A 20,968-nucleotide genomic window follows, 5' to 3' on the forward strand; every position below is an offset into this window, starting at 1 on the left:
CCTGCGCCGTTGCGTCCCTGCACCGCATCTCCTTGCCACCCCCGGCGAGAGTGCGTGCAGTCCCCAATCCCCGTTGACGTTGTTACAGCGGACCCCGTGACAAATCAAGCGCGAGAAGAAAACAACAAAACTTGTGCACGCAAGTAATTGATTCGGCAAATACGCGATGACATGCGAAACGCCAAATCGATCGCAGTTCTCATCGGCATGACTCAGGCATGCGCAGGTGTGAAATATTTACTTTTTCAAAAGCATCGTAAGTGTGAAATATTCACCTCGCCGAATCGGGGGAATTGGCATGGACGCACCAAGCCAACTGCGGAAGGACGAGTCGATTCCTTCCTTGCCTGCGAACTTGCTGGCTCGACTCGCGTCCATCGGCGAGGTGCAGGAATTCAACACGGGCGACATCCTGCTCTGCGAGGGCGAGGTCTCGTCCCAGCTCTATGTCCTGCTGTCGGGCAAGCTCAAAGTCTTCGCTAGCCAAGGCAAGGGGCGTGAGGTGGTCTACAACACGTTGCAGCCTGGCGAGTATTTCGGGGAATTAGCGTTCGATGGAGGTCCCCGCTCCGCTTCGGTGCAGGCCCTGCAAGGATCGCGTTGTCTAGTCCTCACCGCAGACACACTCCGGGAACTCGTCCATTCGGAACCCGAGTTCGCCGTACACCTGATCACCAAGCTCATGCGTCTATTGCGGCGTTCCACGCAGCAGTTGAAGAGCATCGCCCTTGATGATGTCCGCAGCCGCGTTCTGTCGCTGATCGAAGCGGAAGCCGTCAACGAGGGCAGTATCCGCCGTTTGCCGAAATCCTTTACCCAGCGCGACATCGCCCACCGCGTCGGCGCTACCCGGGAGATGGTGAATCATGTCCTTCAGGACTTGGCGAAAGAAGGATTTGTGGCCAAGGATCCGCAATTAGGGCTCGTGATCCTGAAAAGTATACTTCGGTGAAACAGCATCGTCCTCACTGCTCCAGTGGCATCGATGTCGCTTGGCTCTGATCGGCGGCTTTCGGCCAGAAGCAGACAGATCGGACTCAAAATCCGCCGGTGGTAACACTGTAAGGGTTCGAGTCCCTTTTCCAGCACCAATAAAAACAAAGGGTTAGGCCTCACGGCCTAACCCTTTCGTTTTGGGCAGTCGGCCACGCCGCGTAGCGGCCCGTAGCCCGCGCTACTCGTAGTGCCGATGATTGACGTTTGTGCGGCAGGCAAGGCAACGGCGATATGCACCGCCCCGGTCAGTTCGGCCTACGCGCTCGAAGCCCAGCGGCCCACCGCATACACAGCAGCCTGCCGCCGCGCCCTGCTGCCAGCGCCACAAGCCCCACGTGCGAACGGCCCACAGCCCCATTGCAGCCGCCAACGCAGCGAGCGGCACCCAGCGGGCCAACGGCACCAGCCCAGCCAGATACGGACTGGATTGCAATCCGGCGACTACGAACATCGACACCACTGCGACCGCCAGCGCGAACGCCGCCGGCATGTAGCCGCGTGCGACGGCCCAAGTCATTCGATCCATAGTCCCTCCCTAGTTCTGCCACTAGGCGAATAGTCCGTTGCCTAAGTCTCAGGACGTGAGACTTTCCGGGCATTGAATGCAGGCTATCGCGCCCCTACCCTGAAAAGACAAGGTGGCACGAACGGACAAACACTTAAGACGGGGGACAGCATGAAGCTGATCAAGGCGCGGGTTCGCAATTTTCGCTCTGCCGAGGACACCGGTTGGTTCGAGATTGGGCAACTAACTTGCCTAGTGGGCAAGAACGAAGCCGGAAAGACTGCCGTTCTATCAGCACTTCACGGGATCAATTCATTTTCTGGATTCAAGTACGACAAGATTCGTGACTACCCACGACGGCATCTGGTTCGATACGACGAACGCCACGGAGAGAGCGAAGCGCGCGTTGCGTCTACTGTCTGGAAACTGTCCGCTCTCGAAAAGAGCGCCGTCGAAAAAGTGCTTGGTGAAGGCAGCTTGATTTCGGATACCGTCGAGATCGAAAGCGAGTTCGGAAGTAGCACGAATTACTGGACCATAAAGATCGATGAAGCCAAGGCCGCCAAACATCTGCTCAGTAAGCATGCTGTAAAGGGGCCTGAGCTAACAAAGTTCAGCAAGATTCAGTTCGATAACCTTGTTTCTGAGATCGATGCAGCCGAAGGACCTTCGGAGGCCTTGCTTGCGGTCAGGAAGGAAATCGCAACCTTCCGTGAAGGCCGAGCAACGCTCAAGGCAATTGATTTGCTGCGCGTGCCGAAATTCTTCTATACGTCTCACTACGACCGCATGTCTGGAGAGATCTCCGTCGTCAAGCTACAAGATGACAAACAGCATGGCCGCAAGATCGAACCTGGGGATCAGATTTTTCTGGATTTCTTGGAGTACGCGGGCACTTCAATCGAGGAGCTACAAGCCAGCACTCGACTCGAAGAATTGAAGGCTAAGTGCCAAGGCGCGTCGAACGATATTACGGATGAGATTTTTGAGTTCTGGAGCCAGAACGATGCGCTCGCTGTGAATATCGAAATGGCGCAAGGACTCAAGGACGACCCGCCTCCGTTTAACAACGGCACCGTGGTCAAGATTCGTATTAACAATGCCAATCACAAGGTCGATGTGCCGCTGTCTGAGCGCAGCGCCGGATTCGTTTGGTTCTTTTCCTTCCTTGCCCAGTTCAAGCAGATGCGCAAGAAGGCGCCAGGCGCCGTCATTCTTCTAGACGAGCCAGGGCTCACGTTGCACGGCAAGGCACAAGCCGACCTGCTCCGCTACATCATTGAGCGACTTCTCCCGCAGCATCAGGTCATCTACAGCACGCACTCGCCGTTCATGGTGCCCGCGGAACGACTTGAGGATGTTCGCGTGGTTGAAGACGTTGTTGAACGCGACGAGCGCAACAGGCCGGTTATCAAGGGTACGAAGGTATCAGCAGACGTACTTACCGTTGACAAGGACACCTTGTTCCCGCTCCAAGCCCATCTCGGCTACGAAGTTACTCAGGCGCTATTCATCGGTGCGAACACTCTGCTGGTCGAGGGACCATCAGACATTCTGTATCTACAAGTGGCTTCACATGCGCTGAAAACACGCAAGCGCGAAGGCTTGGATACCCGATGGACGATCTGTCCGTCTGGTGGCATCGACAAGGTGCAGTCATTCGCATCGCTGTTTAGCGGAAAAGGAATCAACATCGCTGCACTTTGTGACTACGGTAGCGGCGACAAGAGCAAGGTTCAACGCCTGCGCACATCGCAGATCTTGAAAACTGAAGGGATTCTTGTTGCGACCGACTACACAGGCAAGAATGAAAGCGACATCGAAGACTTCTTCAGTCCCGAGTTGTTCGCCGACGTTGTGAACGGCGCATATGGGCTGAAGGGAAAAGCAACTCTGAAGGCAGGAGACTTCACGAAGGAAGGCGCACTTGAAAGGCAGGTCAAGCAAGCCGAAGCGCTGTTCAATTTGATGGACAGCTCAATTCCTGAATTCGATCACTTCACCCCTGCGTCTTGGCTGCTGAACAATCAAGATTTGTTGTCGAAAGACACGGCCGCAGTAAATGAATCGCTTGATCGCTTTGAGCAAGCCTTCAAGGCATTGAACGCACTCCTGCCGCCCAAGTAGCGGCAGGGGCTTCGGGTTGCCCTCTCTCCGCCGCGCGAGCATTACCTTGACGCTCCCCGGCTGCGCAGGCTTTGGGCGTGAAAGGCCGAACCAAGGGCAAGGACCAAGTATCGTGAGCACCCTCTCGGGCATTGAACGCGGCTCTGCTCGGATTACTTCACGCGAAAGTCTTCTCGGTCGCTTGCGGCAATCCCTCCGAGATGGTTCAACTCTGCCTTTGTCAGTAGTCGGCTACCAAGCCGACGTATGACCGGACCCAGCAGGCGGGGCGTGTTACGACCGCTTAGGGTCGCATCAGGGCAAATCTTCTAGCGGGCGTAGTGAACAAATTCTCCAGATCGAGCGAGGCCCAATCCGCTCCATCGCCTTCAGTGAAAATTCTTATCCAGGACCGCGGAACCTTCCCATATTGCCTCGCCAGTAATAAGGCCATCCTTTTCTTGCCAGCAACGCGCGGCGTTGACGATGGGTTCCCATCCCGCGCGGCCCCGCAGGCAAGTGCCAAACCTCGCGTCGACGGGGGCGGCAGGTACGGGGCAGGCTGGCGCCATTAGGACTTTTCCTATCCGACCTTGGCACCTTGCCTGATGCTTCTCGGCCATGCTCAAGCGCACGCTGGCTCTGCCAGCAACGTGATCGAGGCACCGGGCCGTAGGCTTCACCCCTGTTCCTGAGGCCACTCGTTGCCAGATGCGGGCCGCAGGATGCGGCTGCTGGCTCATCCCTGGGTCGGAGCCGTTTTGATGACCACAGACGAATACCTCGACGCCTTGCGGGCTGCAGCGCACGCCGGTGATCGCAAAGCGGCTGCATTCCTCGATCGCTATGCCTCGCGCCTGGTCGAACTACCGTCGCTGCCGTCTTTGTCAAACGTAGCTGCGACATCGCATCCAGCCATTGGGCAATACAACATGGCGAATTTCTGCTGCGCATTGATCCGCGGCTGAACACCAGAGGCAGCGTTCGGTATGAAACGCCTCACCGCCCCTTAACGTGGCGCGCACATGCCAGAACGGATCATTTCAGGATGGATCTCAAGAGCGGTTATCCGTATTGGGCCGTCAAGAGCGGCCTCATCCACTCGTTCCCGAAACTGACCCGCGACAATAGTTGCGAGGTCGCGGTAATTGGCGGCGGGATCAGTGGCGCGCTCATTGCGGACGAATTGGCCACCCACGGCCATGACGTGATGGTTCTGGAAGAAAGGGATATCGCCTGGGGAAGCACATCGGCAAGCACGGCCCTGATTCAGTACGAGATCGATACGCATTTGATCGACCTCGCAAGCATGTTCGGCGATGAACAAGCGAAGCTCGCTTACAACAGCTGCCTTGTCGCCGTGGAGTCCTTTGCTGCCATCGCAGCCCGCGTCAAGGGAATTGGCTTCAGGAGGATGCAAAGCGTGTACTTCGCTTCCAGTCGCTCGGATTCCATCACGCTGAAGGAAGAGTTCCTTGCCAGGGAACGGACTGGACTACCGGTCTCGTGGCTGGATCGTGAAGGCTTGTCCGAACGATTCGGGATCGACGCACCTGCCGCCATTCTTTCCAGGACTGCAGCCGTGGTCGATCCCTATCGCATGACCTACCGGCTGTTGGCAGCCTGGAAACGGCGCGGAATGCCCGTTTACGATCGTAGCCGCGTGGTCGATATCGTTGTTCGCCCTCGATCGGTTCAACTGCAAACGGAAGAAGGGTTCCACGTCACCGCCAAACATGTCGTCATGGCAACGGGTTACGCCGCACAATCCCTGCTCAAGCAACGCATCGCCAGAAACCGCAGCAGTTATGCATACGTCACCGATCCCATCGATCGAACCGTGCTCGGACCCCTCCGTGACGCCATGCTCTGGGAGACGGCTCGGCCTTACCTCTACATGCGCACGACCTCCGACGGTCGAGTAATAGTCGGCGGTGAAGACGACAGCATCGATATTCCTGCGCGGCGCGACGCACGCGTGGCCAAGAAGGCCCACCGCCTGGCAAAACGTGTTTCCGGGATGTTCCCCCGCCTTCAGGCACGACCTGCATTTTCATGGGCCGGCACGTTCGCGGAAACGGCCGATGGGCTACCGTTCTTCGGTGCGCACCGGCAATACGGGCCGCGCGTTCTCTTTGCCATGGCCTATGGCGGAAACGGCATTACTTATTCGGTACTTGGGGCAAGCATCTTGCGTGCTGCCATCGAGCGCAAGCGCCATGCGTTATTCGCCCTCTTCGGGTTCGCTCGCTTTCACTGAAGGCATTTGATGAAAGGGCTGCGCTAACCTTTTGGTCCGCCCATGACCGGCAACACGACCCCGTTCACGTAAGACGCCGTTACCGGAGACGCTAGAAATACAAACGCAGGCGAAAGCTCCTCGGGCTGTGCAGGTCGCCGCATGGCGCTGTCCTTGCCGAATTCGGCGACTTTTCCGGCGGGCTTGTCGGCCGGATTGAACGGCGTCCACACCGGGCCCGGCGCCACGGCATTGACGCGAATGCCCCGGTCCAGAAGGTTTGCAGCAAGGGCCTTGGTGAAGGCGTGGATCGCGCCCTTCGTCGCCGAATAATCGATCAGCTTTGGACTGCCGAACAAACCCGTCACCGAGCCAGTATTCACGATCGAAGCGCCGGCTTGCATGTGCGGAAGTGCCGCACGCGCCATATAGAAATATCCAGCGATATTGGTCTGCAAGGTTTCCTGCAAGTGATCGTCGCTGATGTCCTCCAGCTTGTCCGCATGCAGCTGGAAACCGGCATTGTTGACCAGGACATCGAGACGGCCGAAGGCTTTGACCGTTTTATCGACGGCATGTTTGCAGAAGGCCGAATCGCGTACGTCGCCGGCGATCACGATGGCATGCCGGCCTTCCTTCTTCACCCAGCGTGCGGTTTCCTCTGCGTCCTCGTGTTCATCCAAGTGCAGGATGGCTACATCCGCGCCTTCGCGCGCGAATAACACCGCTACTGCGCGGCCGATACCCGAATCCGCCCCGGTGACGATCGTGGCCATGCCTTCGAGCTTGCCGCTACCGCGATAGTCGGGTGCCTCGAAACGCGGCACCAACGCGAGATCGGATTCGCGGCCCGGCTTGGCGAGGTGCTGCGCTGGCATCCGGCCGGGTTGCTTGCGCGCACCAGCCTGCACGGCCTTTTTCGATTCGGGCTTGGGCTTGCGCTTCGCATCCTTGGCATCGATCTCCCGTTGCAGTTCCCGCTGGCCGGCAACTGTCCGCTTAGCGGCCTTCGTAGTGGAAACCGATGTCCGCTTGCTGGCCTTGTGCGTCGCCATACGTCAGCCCGCCTTGCGCTTCGTCGCGGCCTTCTTCGCCGCATTGGCGGGCGTTTTCCTCGCAGCAGCCTTTGCGGCTGTGCTTCCATCTTTCTTGCCCAAGCTCTTTTGCAGCAGCGCCACGAAATCGACCACGTTGGTCGCGGCACCCTCCTGTGCCTCCTCAGGCTCCTCCAGCACCTTGGTGGTCTTGCCCTTCTGTTTGATGCGCTTGCGGATGATCTCGGACAACCGCGCGCGAAACTCGTCGTGATAATCGTCCGGATTCCACTTGGTGGCCATCGATTCCACAAGCTGCGTAGCCATGGTCAATTCCTTGGCCGTCACTCGGTAGTCGCCGCTCTTGCCTTGCGGCAGCTTGTATTCGCCCGGCTCCACCAACTCTTGCGGGTAGCGCATCATCACCAGTACCAGCGCGTCCTTCAGTGGCATTACCGCCGACAGGTATTCACGAGTACGAATCACCACCCTTGCGACGCCGATCTTCTTCGCCTTGACAAGAGTTTCGCGCAGCAAGACATAGCCCTTCTCGGCCTTCTTGCCGGGCACGAGCACGTAGGGTTTCTCGAAATAGCGGATATCAATCGCATCCTCGTCGACGAAGGCCTCGATCTCCACCGATTCGTGTGTTTCTGGTGCCGCGGAGGCGATGTCCTCCTTTTCGATCACGACGTAGCTGCCCTTGTCGTATTCGAAGGCCTTGATGATGTCCTTCCACGGCACTTCCTCGCCGGTGTCGGCATTGACCCGCTCGTAGCGAATTGGCTTGCGATCGCGGGCATCGAGCATGCGGAACGACAGGTCCGTGGATCGCGTCCCCGGCATTAGCGATACTGGGACATTGAGCAGGCCGAAGCTGAGATTGCCGGTCCAGATCGGGCGCGCCATGGCGAAGCCTCGTGGGGTCGGGCGTTCCAGCCTGCGCTAGCCCCTGTCGTCGTACCGTGACCTAGGCCGACAGCGTCTGCCGGATTCGTTCGATTCCAGCCCAGGGATGCGATTTCAGCCGCTTCAGACGCGCCTGTGCATTGCGGATGTCGAACGCATGCCCACTGGCGACCTTGCCCAACTCCTCCCAGCGCAACGGCATCGCCACTGGCGCGCCGGGACGCGCACGCGCAGAGAAGCTGGCCACGCTTGTAGCCCCGCGCCCATTGCGCAGCCAGTCGATGAAGATGCGGCCCCTGCGGAGTTTCTTCGAAGCGGTAGCGACATAGCGCAGCGGATCGGCCTCGCGCGTCGCTTCTGCGACCGCCTCGGCGAATGCGCGCGCACGTTCCCAAGGCGCGGCCGGCGCCAGCGGCACGACGAGGTGCAGGCCTTTGCCGCCGCTGGTGCGGACGAAGGATTCCAGCCCGGCCTGCTGCAGGTAGCCGCGCAGTTGCCGGGCCGCGGCGACCACGTCCTTCCATGCCACCGCCGCGTCGGGATCCAAGTCGAACACCAGCCGGTCGCAACGTTCGATGTCGTCGATATGTGTGCCCCAGGGATGGAACTCGATGCTGTTGAACTGCACCAGTTCCATCACGCTCGCCGCATCCTCGGCCACGAGGTAATCCTCGGTGCCGCCATCAGATTCCTCGATAGGCACGCGCGAGACCAGTTCGAAACCGGGGGTGGCGTGCTTCTGGAAGAAGCATTGCGCACCGATGCCGCCGGGGCAGCGCACCACCGACAGCGGCCGGTTCGCGATCTCCGGTAGCAGCCAGTCCATCACCGTGGCGTAGTAGTCGGCGAGTTCCCGCTTGTCGATGCCGTCGTCGGGGAACAGCAGCTTGTCCGGGCTGGTCAGGGTGGGCGGCTGCCGGGTTTTGGGCGTGGTCTTGCGCCGCACGGTTCTCTTCGTTGCCACCTTCTTCTCTCCCGGGCCATTGGAGCCTCGATCGCTGTCAGTCAACGAGGCAATGGATTTGTCGGGTCGCAACGCCTTGAAACTAGCCTGACGGAGCAGGCCGCGTCCTCCGATGCCGCGTTCGAACACCTCGACCACGAACAACGGTTTCGGCAACCACTTGGCCTGACGCAGATCGGTATCATTCTCGGGCACATGGACGACCGGCGTATTACCGCCTTTGCCGCGGAGCGCCTTTCCCAGTTCGCGCAATTGTGCGTCGCTGAAGCCACTGCCCACGCGGCCCACATAGCGCCAGCCATGCTGTTTGTCGGGCGTCGCCAGCAGCAGCGAGCCGATGCCAGCTCTGCTGCCCTTTGGCGGCGTGTAACCGATAACCGCGTATTCCGCACTGGCCAAGGCCTTGCACTTGCGCCAGTCGTCGCCACGGCCGGAATGCGAGATCGCATCCACGCGCTTGGAGACGATCCCTTCGAACCCTGCCTTCACCGCAGCCTTGAATGCCTCGGCACCTTGGCCCACGCCATGCGAGCTGTAACCCAGTGCCATGGGCGCCTTCGCCAGCAAGCGTTCCAGCAAAGCCTTGCGTGCGATCAAGCCGACCTTCGACAGGTCGATGCCATCCACGTACAGGAGATCGAACAGCATGCAGCGCAACTGGCCTTGGCGCTCACCCGAAAGCACCTGCTGCAGCAGGTTGAAATCCTCGCGGCTGCCGCGGCTCGTGACCAGTTCGCCATCCACAATGGCATCGCGCAGGCCGAGCGTGGCGAGCGCATCGCGCACTTCCGGCACGCGTTCAGTCCAATTCAGGCCATTGCGCGACCACAGCGTTGCTACGCCTTTGCGAATCGCGCCGAGTAGACGGTAACCGTCCCATTTCAGTTCGTGCAGCCAGTCGTCGCCCTGCGGCGGCGCATCAACCAGCCGCGCGAGTTGCGGCGCTGGCAGTTTCGCCGGCATCGCGCGCTTGCGCGCACTAGGCAGCGCGGCGGCTTCGGCCTGCCAGTCGATGCGGGAAGCGCGCTTCGGTGTTGCCTTTTCGGCGGCTGGAATGCGTTTATTCGCCCCGAGGCGCCGCGCACGGCGCACATCCTCTGTCGGTGGCGGGGTCACGCCCTGTAGCAAGTCGTCGGCTTCCTTTGGTGCGGCCCAAGCATCGTCCTGCTTGAACAACAGCCATTGCGGTTGTCGCGCCGGCTTGCCCGAGCGCACCAGATGCCAGCCACCCTTGAGGCGTTCGCCGTGCAGTTCGAAACGCAGATGGCCCTTGGCCAGTTGCGCTGCTACGTCGCCTTCAGTGGTCCATGTGCCACGATCAAACAGGGCCACATGGCCACCACCGTATTGGCCCTTCGGGATGTCGCCCTCGAAGCTGGCATACCCCAGCGGATGGTCTTCGACCTCCACTGCCATGCGCTTTACCTTCGGATCGAAACTCGGGCCTTTCGGAACAGCCCAACTCTTCAGGGTGTTGCCGACCTGGAGGCGGAAGTCGTAGTGGCGATGGCTCGCATGGTGCAGTTGAACGACAAAGATAGGACGCCCGCCTGGCCTGAGGCGGGGCGGGCGAACTGCGGGCTCCGGCGTCTTTCCAAACTGACGCTTGCGGGCATATTCCTCAAGCACGGACGTGGGGACTCCAATTCAGCGCGTCAGTGATGGGAGCTCTTGGAATGGCTGCTGCTTTTCTTGCCGCCACCATCCTGTTTGTTGACGGTCGCCCATGCGATGCGTTCGGCCGACTTTTCGCTCTTGCCGGATTTCTTCTCGCTCTGCTCGATGTGAGCAGCTTGACGCTTCTGTTTGTCCGTATAGCTGGATTTGTCTCCGCGGGGCATTGTTCTTCTCCTGGGAGTCATTGAAAGGGCAGGCTCTCACCCGCCCATAGGTGTTTCACTCTTGTTCGTCTCGACCAGGCGACTGTTTTCCAGACCGGTTTTCGTCGTCCTTGGCATGCTTCTGTTGTTGCTGTTGATCGGTCGTTTGGCGCTGACCCTTGTCCTGGTCCTTACGGCCTTGACCTTGTTGGTCTTGATTGTTCGGCATCTCGATTTCCTTATTGGAAGGTGATCGAAAGTGATCACGCGAACACGATCCATCGAGGCGTGTTGTTTTATCGAGAACATGGGGTCAAAGCGCGATTAACGGATGAACAGTTCACATTACTGCAAACCACATTCATCCTATTGGGGTGGCTTCGCAGGAATGAACGGAGACACTGGATCGCTCGCGGGGAACGTTTCCTCCAGCGCTTCATCCTGATTTTCGTTCTCGCGTTGCTTGCGCTTGAAGCGTTGCAGTGATGTTTCTGGCTTGCTTGGTTCATCCGAAGGAATGGCCGGATCTTTCCTGTCCTGGTTCATCGTCGCCATGGGATCCTCTGCAAGGACAATTCGATCGAATGCTGGGGACTTTTCCGACCAAGCCTCCCTGACTTGATCCTTCACGTCTGCCCATGCTTTCGTGTCGACCAATCCGAATTCGCGCCAAACTTGCGCTGCATACGGTTCGATTTCCGACCACGACTCGCCATAGAAGGTTTTCTTCAAGGCAGTCACATACGCTGCGAACTCGGCATCTACCGAGTCGAGACCTGGATAATTCATGGTGGCTTCCTCATGCGGAGCTGCACGGAGGCCCATCTGCAACGGCGCTATTGAATCGCCGCTGTGCGGTTGTTCACTACACCCCTTGTTGTTAAGGAAGCGCGAGACAGAAATTTCTATTTATTACAAACTGGCCGGGAATGCCGCAAACTATGCCTATTCATGGAAGTCGGTCCTTCGCACCGTTTACGCCAGACATCCGTGCGCAGCTCGCACAGCAATAGACTTTCTCATCGGATCCGATGCCATGCCCCACGATTGCGCAGGCACAATGGCCGCATCGAGGGGCAAGCTTGTGAATGGCGCATTCGAAAGAATCGAATTCCGTCTCGATGCCGGCCATTCGAATCACGAAGGTCTTGTCGTAACTATTTCCGCAAACAGCGCACGTTCCCATTTCCGCGGCCTGCCAGTTTAGTTTCGACAAAACTATTGCCTACCACGATGTGCTGAAGTGAAAAAGCACTGCTCGTTCCGTGACCCGGCGCTAACGAAACCGACCCACAAGCGTTCAGGAAAGGGGGCGCGACCGCCCTCCTGATCCTCCGCGAGTCGAATGAGATCCGTGGTAAATGGCGATGTCGACGGATTCATTGCCGAAACCCCAAGTCGGCCAGCAATTCTGCGGGCCAAGCCGTAGCAACGCCCGGATCCAAGGCGCGGTGCGCATCCAGCAGGTCGAACAAAGCCTGCCTTTGCATAGAGGTCAACCAGCCGGCCCTGGCGTCGGAATGCGCTTGATGGATTAGCCCTACGAGCGTGTCCTGTTGTTCGCGCATGACGGCCGCCAACCATGGAGTCGCCGTGTTATGCACGACATAGCCCTGCGCCGTCAGCTCCTCCATGATGCGGCGTATTGCCGAATATGCACCCCGATACCACTCTGTCTCGCCACCCGCTTGCTGCCGCATGGTCATGGGTACCGGGCAGCGATGAGAATTCAGGGTCCGATGCATTTGCGTTTCGATGCATTGGGCATCGCTGCGCGTTTCAGTTTCGACCAAAAGGCTATGTTCGAGGTCGAATGCTTCGAACCAACGTGGATGAAAGGCAGGCCAGCGCATGAATGGATTCTGGCTGATCCCGACCTTGAGGATGTCCTCCGGACCGCTTAGGCGAAGCACATACAGAAATGCCCGTCCGGCATAGCGGATGTCCGTAGAAGCCATGTGGCGACAATACCCGTCTTTCACGCTGGCTTGTTCGCGGCGCAGGCATATGAATGGAACTACGTACGAAGAATCCCATGCCTGAAGGCCCTTCCATCATCATCTTGCACGAAGCGGCGGCCAAGTTCGCGGGCCATGTCGTGCGCAGCGCCACCGGTAACAGCAAGCTCGACCTGAAGCGGATGGAAGGCCGCAAAGTCAGGGCCATCCGCAGCTGGGGCAAGCACTTCCTGATCGACTTCGGCGACTTCGCCATGCGCGTGCACATGCTCATGTTCGGCAGCTACCGGGTGGATGAGACCAAGCCCGCACCTCCGCGCATGTCGCTCGCCTTCGATAACGGCCAACTCAATTTCTATTCCTCATCACTCAAATACATCGAGCAACCGCTGGAGGAGGCCTACGATTGGCGCTCCGATGTCCTGAGTCCCGATTGGAGCCCGCGGCTCGCGCGAGTGAAGCTGAAGAAGCAGCCCGACACCTTGGTCTGCGATGCGCTTCTCGACCAAGCCATCTTTTCCGGCGTCGGCAACATCATCAAGAACGAGGTCCTGTTCCGGATCAAGGTGCATCCCGAGACGACCATCGGCGCCCTACCGCCCGCGAAACTCACCGCGCTGATCCGGCAGGCCCGCGACTACAGCGAGGACTTCCTGGAATGGAAACGTCGCTTCGTGCTGCGCAAGCACCTGCTGGTCAACGGCAAAGGGAAATGCCCCGATTGCGGATCGAAGCTGGTCCGTGCCTACCTCGGCAAGACCCATCGCAGGACGTTCTACTGCCCTCACTGCCAGGTCCGCTATTGAACATGCAGCAACCGCGTCGCGGATCGCCGTCCGAGGAGTCACTGCAGGAGCAACCGGCGTGACCCGACTCCAGGGATTGCATTACGTCAGCGATGCCATGCCCGGCATCCGCCGCAAGGGCAGCAAGCGCTTCCGTTACCTCTCGCCAAAGGGTCGTACGATCCGAGCCCCGAGGACGCTGGAACGCATCCGCGCCCTTGCGATTCCGCCGGCATGGTCAGATGTCTGGATCTGCGCGGACCCGAATGGACACCTGCAGGCCACGGGCCGCGATGCGCGTGGACGCAAGCAGTACCGCTACCATCCGCGGTGGAATCGGTTACGGGGCCGCGACAAGCACGCTCGCATCGTTGCCTTCGGGACGGCTCTGCCCAAGCTGAGGAGCGCGGTCCGCAAGGCGCTCGCCATCCCGGGATTTCCCAAGGACAAGGTGGTGGCCATGGTCGCGGCCGTGATGGGCACGACCCTGATCCGGATCGGGAACGAGCAATACGCAGAGAGCAATCATTCTTACGGCCTAACCACGTTGCGAAACCGCCACGTACAAGCCATGCGGCGCGGAGGACTGCGTTTCCAGTTCCGCGGTAAGTCCGGGAAGCTGCAGGAAGTCATGCTGACGGACGCGCGACTGACCAAGCTGATCAAGCGTTGCCAGCAGTTGCCGGGGCAGATGCTTTTCCAGTACGTCGACGCGGACGGACATACCCAGCCGATCGATTCCTCGGATGTGAACCGATGGCTGCAGGAAACGATGGGAGAGGATTTTTCCGCCAAGGACTTCCGCACCTGGGGCGCGACCGCATTGGCCTTCCGGGCGCTCGCGTCGAACGATCCTCCGGTCGGCGAAGACGGAAAACCCACGCCGGACACCGTGCTGGCCGCGATGGAAAACTCGGTCGTTGAACAGGTTGCTGGTGTCCTCGGCAACAGCAAGACGATTTGCAGGAATTCCTACATCGATCCTTCATTGTATGCCGCTTGGCGATCCGGACAGCTCTCGCGCTATGCGAAAAACGTAAGAGGCGAGCGCCAATGGGAAACGGCGATGTTGCGGTTCTTGCGTTCTCAGCATCCAATGAAAAAGCTAAGTCATTAGCAATGTTCGCTTAGGGTCGATAGCAGTCGAAAGCGGATTATCCAAGTTTTTTAGCCAAGTCCTCGGCTCGCGGGTGGTAGTATCGCTTGAGCATCCGCACATCCCGATGCCCCGTAACCGCGGACAACTCAAGCACGTTAGATAACTTGTCGGCTAAGCGTGAAGCTGCCTCATGGCGCAAGTCATGAAAATGCAAGTCGTCAAGAAATTTCATTTTAGGTTTCCGTCCCGCTTCCTTGCAGTCCTGCAAGTACTTCGCCTTGGCGCGTTTTATTGCACGCCCGAAACCAAGCTGCACCGCTACAGCGCTTATTGGGAACACGCGCCCTGAGAGAGTGCGAGGCATAATCATCAATATCTCGGTTGCCCTAGTGGACAACGGCACGGTCCTCGGATCCCCGTTCTTGGTATCTGGGAGATGGGCGGTCCGACGCTTCAGATCCACGTGCTGCCATTCCAGCGCCAAAAGCTCACCGCGGCGCATTGCAGTTTCCAATGCAAGTTTAATCAGGGGAGCGAGCCAGGGATTACGTGCTCCTGAAGCAAGTGTCCCATCTTTTCTCCTAGGCGTCTCTTCAAGCGCGACCATGAGGTAGGTTTCCTCATCGGGGTCAAGCCTTCGATCGCGTGCCTTGGACTTTTCGGGGCGTTTGACGTAAGGAATTGGGTTCTCAACATGGATGCCCCATTCCCTTCGGGCATGGTTGAGCACAGTGGACAACACGTCGATCTCCCGATTCACGGTACCCCCCGTGACCTCTGCCAGCCTGCGATCTCGCCATGCCGCAATCGCAGCACTGGTGATGGCCGACATCTTGAGGTTCGGCAGCACAGAATCCCGTAGCAGCACCTGAATTTTTATCGCTTCTATTACCGCGCTCTTCTTCCCAGGCGTGACTTCTCGCTCATAGCGCATGAGGACGGATCGGAGCGTATTTTTTTCTGCTTCTCGGCGATCGACGAATCCCGCCGTCTCCAGTTCCCGCTCGAGTGCCCTCGCCCACTTCTCAGCATCTTCGCGGTACATGAATGTCCGCGACTGATCGGGGTAGCCCTTAACTCGAACCCGTGCTCGCCACTGCAAGTCTCCGCGTTTTGTGATCTGCGCCACTTCGCCCCCATTGGCCCATGGATGGCCCAATAAAGGCGATTATTTCACAAAGCTATTGATATTTCTACATCTATTATTACGTTCGGGACGTAGAGGTCGCAGGTTCGAATCCTGTCTCCCCGACCAATCGATTCGCGCGAAAACGCTGCCTTCTGGCGGCGTTTTTCGTTTCCGATGCTCGAATCACGCAGCCAACGCTTCGAGCCTCCGGCGCAATTCCCCGAGCCGCAAGCCGCAAATCGCCCGCGGCACCGGTGCGGCATGTCATTCCCCGCGAATCGCCTCGATCGGATCCAGCGCCGCCGCTTGTCGCGCCGGATACACGCTGAAGGCAAGGCCGATCAGGGCGCACAGGCCGGCCGACAGCAGGATGGGGATCGGCGCCCATGAAACGCTCCAACCCGCGAATGCCGCGATTGAATACGCCAGCGCCGCACCGAAGAGGATGCCGATCACGGCGCCGCTGGCGCAGATCACGACGGCTTCGCGCAAGAAACGCACGATGATGTCGTTCCGGCGCGCGCCAACCGCGCGCAACAGGCCGATTTCCCGACGCCGCTCGAGCACGTTGGCCAGCATGATGTTCATGATGCCGATGCCACCGACCAACAGGCTGACGGCTGCAATCGACCCCATCACGACGGAAAAGATGCGCTGGGTCTTCTGGCTCTGCTGGTACAACTGCTGGGGAACGATCAACGTGGTGTCGTCGGCGCCGCCGTGACGCTGGTTCAGCAGCTCGCCGATGAGACGCGCATCCCCGCCCAGACGCGAGGGATCGTCGACATGCAGCAAGAACCGGTCGATCTCGTCCTCCATCGGCTGGAACCTGAAACGCGCCCGCGCGCTGGCGAGCGGCACGAACACATGGTTGCTCTCGGAGCCGAGCGAAACTCCCTGGAACTCATCCTTGCCCAGGTCGCGGTCGGCCAGGACGCCGACCACGCGCAACCACACATGGTCGACCTTGAGCAGTTTTCCGATCGGATCGGTGCCGGGAAACAGCTCCCCGGCGGCCTGGTGCCCGAGTACGGCGACCGCGGCGAGGGTGTCATTGTCCGTTTCGGTCAGCGCCCGGCCCCTGGCGACGCGCAGCGAGGAGAGGTCGAAATACTCCGGGCTCACGCCACTGGCCTTGACGTCCGCGCTCCCGTAGTCGGAAAACACCGATTGCACGCGCAGGTCCTTCTCGCCGGAAAAGCGGCCGGCATCGGGGAGCACCGCTTGCGCCGCACGTGCGTCCGCCAGGGTCAATCCAACGCTTCGGGCACGCAGTTCCTTGAGTGCGTCTTCGTTCTGCGGCGAAGACGCCTGCACGATGATGTTGTGCAAGCCCAGGCTTTCGACCATGCGCAAGGCTTCACGCCGGCTGCCTTCGCCCACGCCCTGCATGGCGACGATGGCGCCGATGCCGAAGATCAGGCCCAGGAGCGTCAGCAGCGTCCGCAGCTTGCGGCGCCACAGTTCCTCGATGGCCTCGCGCCAGGCAGGTTCGATCCCGATGAGGCGGAAATTCACGTACCGTCTCCCGGATCGCCGCGATCCGCCTTCGCATCCGGGGCGTCCTCTTCCAGTGCCGACTTCCGGGCGCCATGGTCCAGTACCACCACGTCGCCGGCCGATAGGCCCTGCAGAACCTGCGACCGCGTCGCGCCGCGTACCCCGAGCCTCACCTTGCGCACGATGGAATCGTTGCCGGATCGCACTTCCACCGTGGTGTCGTCGCCGCTGTCGTCGATGGCAAGATTGGGAACGCTGAAGGCGTTCCGTGCGTGCAACAGCACGATGCGGGCATCGAATCGCTGGCCCGGGATCCAGCCATAGCGGCGGACGGATTCCGCGGGAACCGAGGCTTTCATCATCAGGTACTTGACGGGACTTTCCCGGCTTCGCGTTTGTGCGGCGGCGGCGATCCACGTGATCTTCGACGCCGCTTTCTCCAGTGGGGCGCCCGATGGATGCAATTCGACCAGGTTCCCGACGCGGATGCCCTGCGCCTGCACTTGCGGGATCGCGAGTTCGACCTCCATCGATGCGGTATCGGGCAGGGTCGCGAGGGGATTGCCTGCGTAGAGGTTGGAGCCGACGTGCGGCTTCTCGCCGCTCCAGTCCGACTCCAGCACCAATACGCCGTCGTGGGGTGCACGCAGGTCCAATGCCTGCAGGTCCGACTGCTTCTGTTCGGCATTCAGGGAATACGTGGCTCGCTGCGCATCGAGGACGGCCAGTTCCGCCCGTCCCCGCACGTTGGACTGGCCGCGGCGCCAGTCGAGGATGCCCTGCTTGGTCTCCAGGAACTGCTTGTCCTGCACGGCATCGAGCACCGTATTCCGCGAGACCGCGATTTGCCCGGCATTGGCATAGCGACGCGCGATGGCCAACTGCGAAGCGACCTGCGCGATGTCGACGTCGAGTTGTCCGCGCTGTTCGCCGAGCTCCGCCTGCTTGCCAATGCGTGCGATCGCATTGCGCTGGAGATCCACCAGCGCCTGGGCGAGATCCTGTTCGCTCTGGACCGCCGAAAAACGCGCAACCAGATCGCCTGCCTTGACCCTGCTGCCGTCGGGAAGCGTCCATGACAATTGCCGGGCCGTCCACTGCGGGCCCGGGATCAACAGTGGCGTCGATTTGGTGGCCTTGAGTTCGCCCTGCGCCTGTACCGACAGGTCCAGCGTTCCCGGTTCAATGCGCTCGGTCAATGCGCCGGCCTCGTCGGCTTTGCCGCAACCGGCCAGCGCCAACACCATGCCGGCAAGGACGACGGACGCGAGCTTTCGCGAGCCGGTCATTTCGAAGCCGCCCTCGAGCCCGTGGCGACGGGGATTTCCACGCGAACGGGCTGCCCGGGCTTGAGCGAGAGTCCGTCCAGGCTAGCCAATTCGATATCCAGATCGACGACCGGGATGTTCTCGGCGCGCGATTTGCTGTGCACGCTGTTGCCGACCCCGGAAATGGTCCCGGCCACCCGGCGGCCTGCGCCGCCGAGAACGACCGCGACGGTCTGGCCCTCGCGGACGCGCCGGAGATCGCGTTCGGAAAGGCTGGCACGCACGGCGAGCGTCTTCATGTCCGGGATGTCGGCCACCGAAATCCCGCGCCAGACCTGGCTGCCGGTGTCGATCTTGTCGCCATTCCAACTCGAATGGTGCAGGAGGATGCCGTCACGCGGCGCAGCGATGCTGAGTTGTGCGAGCGATGCCTGGATGCGCGCAACCTCGCGCTTGAGTTGATCGACCTCGGCGTCGGCCGCGCGTTGTTCGGCGCTCCGGTCCCGGGCAGCGACCAGTTCGCGCTGCTTCGCGAGGGAGCGTTTCCTGGCGGTGCGGTCCCGGTCGATCAGCAACTTCCTGTATTCGACGCCGGCAATGTATTCCTTGGGCTGCCGGGCCTTGCGTGCGGCCTTGTCGGCATCCGCAATGGCCTGCGCGGTTGCGAGCGCCGCCTCCCGCGCCTTGTCCGCAAGTTCAAGGCGGAGCTTTTCCTGGATGCGCTGTTTTTCGGCAAGTTCGCTCTGCTTGGAGGGCAACTGCTGCATCAGGTCGCCTCCCGCGAAGACGACGATGGGTTGTCCCTTCCTGACCTGGCTGCCGTCGCCGGCCATCTGCGTGATATTGAGCTGCCAGAGACCCTCGATCTGCGGAGGCAGGATGGCGATGGTTCTCTTGGCGATGATCTCCCCCGTGGCCATGATCGGCTTGTTGGCCATGCGCATGGTTGGCACCGGTCGATTCGTGGTGTCGGTATCCACGCGCACGCTCATTCCCGGCAACATCGGCAGCCTTACGGCCCCGCCGTCGAGCGAGATATCGACGGAAAAATACCGGCCATCGCCCCATTCGGGCTTGGCTGCCGATGCGCCCGAGATCGCCTTGATGCGCCCCGATGCCCATTGCCCGGGCAACGCGTCGAATTCCAGCCTGACCGGCTGACCGGGCTTCAAGCCGGCGCGGTCCGGCTCCAGCGCCCACGCGCGCACGCCGTAGCCGCCCGCCGAGGCGACCACCTGTCCCACCACCGTGCCCGGGAACGCGGTCGAGCCTTCCTCGTAACGACCGCCATCCCCGCCGAACGGTCCGTTCTGGAAGGCATGCACCACGGTTCCGTCGCGGCGCGCGACGACGGTCGCCGTGTCGACTTGCGCCTGGAAATAGCCGAGCTGCAGTTCGAGCTTCCTGACTTCCAGCCCTCCATCCTCGCGGCGCTGCGCGATCGCGGAAACGGCATCCGCCAGCTTCGCCCTGGCAAGGACATGCTCGCGCTTCGTCCGTTCGTATTCGCCTTGGTACTTGTCGTAATCCAGGGCCTGCAGGAGCTCGCGCGGAAGCGCCGCATCGATCGCGGCAGTCTCCTCCGCGGCGCTGGCATCGACCAGCGCCAGTTCGGCGTCCACCCGCTTGAGTTCGAGGTCCGCGACATCCTTGTCGGCCTTGATGCGCGCCTGGTCGATCTTGTCCCGCAAGGATTGCAGTTGTTGCGCCGCCGAACCCGCATCGATGCTGAGGACGGGATCGCCCTTCTTCACCTTTGCGCCATCCTCGGCGTAAAAACGCAACACCACCGGCGAGCTGTCGGATGGCGGCGTGAAAATGTCCTGCGCATCCCCGGAACGGACTTCCCCGGTCAGCACGACCGCCTGCACGGGGAGTGCGGCGAACACGGCAAGCGCGAATCCGAGCGCAAAGGCGCCATGGCGACGACGCATCGGGATCCGGTCAGGCAACGTCGTCACGGTCGATCTTTCCATCCCGCAAATGCACCTGGCGTTGGGCGCTCGCGGCCACTTCGCTGTCGTGGGTCACCATCACCACCGTCTGTCCCCGCCCATGGACATCGGCGATGAGGTCGAGCACGTCGGCCGCGCTCTTCGAGTCGAGGTTGCCGGTCGGTTCGTCCGCGAGCAGCAGCGCCGGCTTCATGAGAAGCGCCCGCGCGATGGCGACGCGCTGCATCTGTCCCCCCGAAAGTTGGCCGGGACGGTGGTCCAGCCGTTGCGACAACCCCATGCGTTCGAGGAGTTCGCGCGCATGGGCTTCGAGGCCGTCGTCGCTGCCGCGCAGGAAGCGCCGCGGCAGCAGCACGTTCTCCAGGACATTGAGCCTGGGAAGCAGGTGGAAGGACTGGAACACGAAACCGATGCGCCGGTTGCGGAAATCGCTCGCGAGTTCGTCGTCGAATGTCGAGACGTCGATGTCGTCGAGCCGATAGCTCCCGGAATCCGGCCGATCCAGGCAACCGAGGATATTGAGCAATGTCGACTTCCCGGATCCGGAAGGCCCGACGATCGCCACGAATTGGCCTTCGGGGACGTCGAGGTCAAGCCCATCCAGGGCATTCACCACCTGGCCGCCGATGCGATACCGGCGCCGGATCCCCCGCAAATTGACCATCTGCCCCCCTTGTGCATCGTCCCTGCGCCCGGACAAA

General features: G+C 60.6%; 17 protein-coding genes and 1 pseudogene. 6 read left to right on the forward strand and 12 right to left on the reverse strand.

The genetic code is table 11. The features are described 5' to 3' along the window. Positions 1 to 298: 298 nt before the first annotated feature. From FNZ56_RS04240 to FNZ56_RS04255, 4 genes are all read left to right on the forward strand, one after another. Positions 299 to 952: a Crp/Fnr family transcriptional regulator gene (locus FNZ56_RS04240; RefSeq protein WP_143878652.1), complete on the forward strand. Its 654-nt coding sequence runs from the start codon at positions 299 to 301 to the stop codon at positions 950 to 952. A 720-nt stretch (positions 953 to 1,672) separates the two neighbouring features. Further along, complete coding sequence (locus tag FNZ56_RS04245) at positions 1,673 to 3,628, forward strand: AAA family ATPase (RefSeq protein WP_143878653.1); 1,956 nt, start codon at positions 1,673 to 1,675, stop codon at positions 3,626 to 3,628. Positions 3,629 to 4,371: 743 nt separating this feature from the next. Next, complete coding sequence (locus tag FNZ56_RS04250; protein ID WP_143878654.1) at positions 4,372 to 4,575, forward strand: hypothetical protein; 204 nt, start codon at positions 4,372 to 4,374, stop codon at positions 4,573 to 4,575. Positions 4,576 to 4,655: 80 nt separating this feature from the next. Then, entirely contained in the window at positions 4,656 to 5,867 is a 1,212-nt protein-coding gene (locus FNZ56_RS04255) for an NAD(P)/FAD-dependent oxidoreductase (protein WP_143878655.1), read from the forward strand. A 23-nt stretch (positions 5,868 to 5,890) separates the two neighbouring features. Here FNZ56_RS04255 and FNZ56_RS12845 read toward each other — a convergent pair whose 3' ends face one another. The 7 genes and pseudogenes from FNZ56_RS12845 to FNZ56_RS04285 all read right to left on the reverse strand — a co-directional run bounded on the left by FNZ56_RS12845 (position 5,891) and on the right by FNZ56_RS04285 (position 12,531). Next, positions 5,891 to 6,901 carry an SDR family oxidoreductase gene (locus FNZ56_RS12845; RefSeq protein ID WP_185970790.1) on the reverse strand — a complete coding sequence of 337 codons (1,011 nt, stop codon included), beginning with the start codon at positions 6,899 to 6,901 and terminating at the stop codon, positions 5,891 to 5,893. Positions 6,902 to 6,904: 3 nt separating this feature from the next. After that, the gene (gene ku, locus FNZ56_RS12850; protein WP_185970791.1) at positions 6,905 to 7,789 is read right to left on the reverse strand and encodes a non-homologous end joining protein Ku; all 885 of its coding nucleotides are present in this window, start codon (positions 7,787 to 7,789) and stop codon (positions 6,905 to 6,907) included. 61 nt (positions 7,790 to 7,850) lie between these two features. Continuing rightward, positions 7,851 to 10,382 carry a DNA ligase D gene (gene ligD, locus FNZ56_RS04265; RefSeq protein WP_143878656.1) on the reverse strand — a complete coding sequence of 844 codons (2,532 nt, stop codon included), beginning with the start codon at positions 10,380 to 10,382 and terminating at the stop codon, positions 7,851 to 7,853. Between the two features lie 35 nt (positions 10,383 to 10,417). Continuing rightward, positions 10,418 to 10,594 (reverse strand): annotated as a pseudogene (locus tag FNZ56_RS04270) (HupB); the annotation flags it as partial. 55 nt (positions 10,595 to 10,649) lie between these two features. Next, entirely contained in the window at positions 10,650 to 10,802 is a 153-nt protein-coding gene (locus FNZ56_RS12855) for a hypothetical protein (protein ID WP_185970792.1), read from the reverse strand. Positions 10,803 to 10,939: 137 nt separating this feature from the next. Beyond that, entirely contained in the window at positions 10,940 to 11,362 is a 423-nt protein-coding gene (locus tag FNZ56_RS12960) for a hypothetical protein (protein ID WP_246064691.1), read from the reverse strand. 590 nt (positions 11,363 to 11,952) lie between these two features. Then, the gene (locus FNZ56_RS04285) at positions 11,953 to 12,531 is read right to left on the reverse strand and encodes a GIY-YIG nuclease family protein (protein WP_143878659.1); all 579 of its coding nucleotides are present in this window, start codon (positions 12,529 to 12,531) and stop codon (positions 11,953 to 11,955) included. 77 nt (positions 12,532 to 12,608) lie between these two features. Here FNZ56_RS04285 and FNZ56_RS04290 point away from each other — a divergent pair, with 77 nt between their 5' ends. Then, positions 12,609 to 13,337 carry a DNA-formamidopyrimidine glycosylase family protein gene (locus FNZ56_RS04290; protein WP_143878660.1) on the forward strand — a complete coding sequence of 243 codons (729 nt, stop codon included), beginning with the start codon at positions 12,609 to 12,611 and terminating at the stop codon, positions 13,335 to 13,337. 58 nt (positions 13,338 to 13,395) lie between these two features. After that, a complete protein-coding gene (locus FNZ56_RS04295; RefSeq protein WP_246064693.1) occupies positions 13,396 to 14,433 on the forward strand; it encodes a DNA topoisomerase IB in 1,038 nt (345 codons plus the stop codon). A 37-nt stretch (positions 14,434 to 14,470) separates the two neighbouring features. Here the strand turns inward: FNZ56_RS04295 and FNZ56_RS04300 are convergent, their stop codons facing one another. From FNZ56_RS04300 to FNZ56_RS04320, 5 genes are all read right to left on the reverse strand, one after another. Beyond that, positions 14,471 to 15,460: a site-specific integrase gene (locus FNZ56_RS04300; protein WP_246064694.1), complete on the reverse strand. Its 990-nt coding sequence runs from the start codon at positions 15,458 to 15,460 to the stop codon at positions 14,471 to 14,473. A gap of 348 nt (positions 15,461 to 15,808) precedes the next feature. Next, entirely contained in the window at positions 15,809 to 17,062 is a 1,254-nt protein-coding gene (locus FNZ56_RS04305) for an ABC transporter permease (protein WP_246064696.1), read from the reverse strand. Continuing rightward, positions 17,059 to 18,333 (reverse strand): efflux RND transporter periplasmic adaptor subunit, encoded by a 1,275-nt coding sequence (locus FNZ56_RS04310; protein ID WP_143878663.1) that lies wholly within the window; start codon positions 18,331 to 18,333, stop codon positions 17,059 to 17,061. Before FNZ56_RS04310 ends, FNZ56_RS04305 begins: the two co-directional genes overlap by 4 nt. Further along, complete coding sequence (locus tag FNZ56_RS04315; protein WP_246064698.1) at positions 18,330 to 19,934, reverse strand: HlyD family efflux transporter periplasmic adaptor subunit; 1,605 nt, start codon at positions 19,932 to 19,934, stop codon at positions 18,330 to 18,332. Before FNZ56_RS04315 ends, FNZ56_RS04310 begins: the two co-directional genes overlap by 4 nt. Positions 19,935 to 20,256: 322 nt before the next feature. Further along, positions 20,257 to 20,931 carry an ABC transporter ATP-binding protein gene (locus FNZ56_RS04320; protein WP_143878664.1) on the reverse strand — a complete coding sequence of 225 codons (675 nt, stop codon included), beginning with the start codon at positions 20,929 to 20,931 and terminating at the stop codon, positions 20,257 to 20,259. Positions 20,932 to 20,968: the final 37 nt, after the last annotated feature.

Source organism: Lysobacter lycopersici (assembly GCF_007556775.1).
In the GTDB taxonomy this organism is placed as follows: domain Bacteria; phylum Pseudomonadota; class Gammaproteobacteria; order Xanthomonadales; family Xanthomonadaceae; genus Pseudoluteimonas; species Pseudoluteimonas lycopersici.

Coding starts and splice junctions, on each gene's coding strand:
- FNZ56_RS04250 (WP_143878654.1), top strand. CDS start 4,372: ATGACCACAGACGAATACCTCGACGCCTTGCGGGCTGCAGCGCACGCC.
- FNZ56_RS04285 (WP_143878659.1), bottom strand. CDS start 12,531: ATGGCTTCTACGGACATCCGCTATGCCGGACGGGCATTTCTGTATGTG.
- FNZ56_RS12855 (WP_185970792.1), bottom strand. CDS start 10,802: ATGCCGAACAATCAAGACCAACAAGGTCAAGGCCGTAAGGACCAGGAC.
- FNZ56_RS12960 (WP_246064691.1), bottom strand. CDS start 11,362: ATGAATTATCCAGGTCTCGACTCGGTAGATGCCGAGTTCGCAGCGTAT.
- FNZ56_RS04310 (WP_143878663.1), bottom strand. CDS start 18,333: ATGACCGGCTCGCGAAAGCTCGCGTCCGTCGTCCTTGCCGGCATGGTG.
- FNZ56_RS04320 (WP_143878664.1), bottom strand. CDS start 20,931: ATGGTCAATTTGCGGGGGATCCGGCGCCGGTATCGCATCGGCGGCCAG.
- FNZ56_RS04300 (WP_246064694.1), bottom strand. CDS start 15,460: ATGTACCGCGAAGATGCTGAGAAGTGGGCGAGGGCACTCGAGCGGGAA.
- FNZ56_RS04255 (WP_143878655.1), top strand. CDS start 4,656: ATGGATCTCAAGAGCGGTTATCCGTATTGGGCCGTCAAGAGCGGCCTC.
- FNZ56_RS04290 (WP_143878660.1), top strand. CDS start 12,609: ATGCCTGAAGGCCCTTCCATCATCATCTTGCACGAAGCGGCGGCCAAG.
- FNZ56_RS04245 (WP_143878653.1), top strand. CDS start 1,673: ATGAAGCTGATCAAGGCGCGGGTTCGCAATTTTCGCTCTGCCGAGGAC.
- FNZ56_RS04240 (WP_143878652.1), top strand. CDS start 299: ATGGACGCACCAAGCCAACTGCGGAAGGACGAGTCGATTCCTTCCTTG.
- ku (WP_185970791.1), bottom strand. CDS start 7,789: ATGGCGCGCCCGATCTGGACCGGCAATCTCAGCTTCGGCCTGCTCAAT.
- FNZ56_RS12845 (WP_185970790.1), bottom strand. CDS start 6,901: ATGGCGACGCACAAGGCCAGCAAGCGGACATCGGTTTCCACTACGAAG.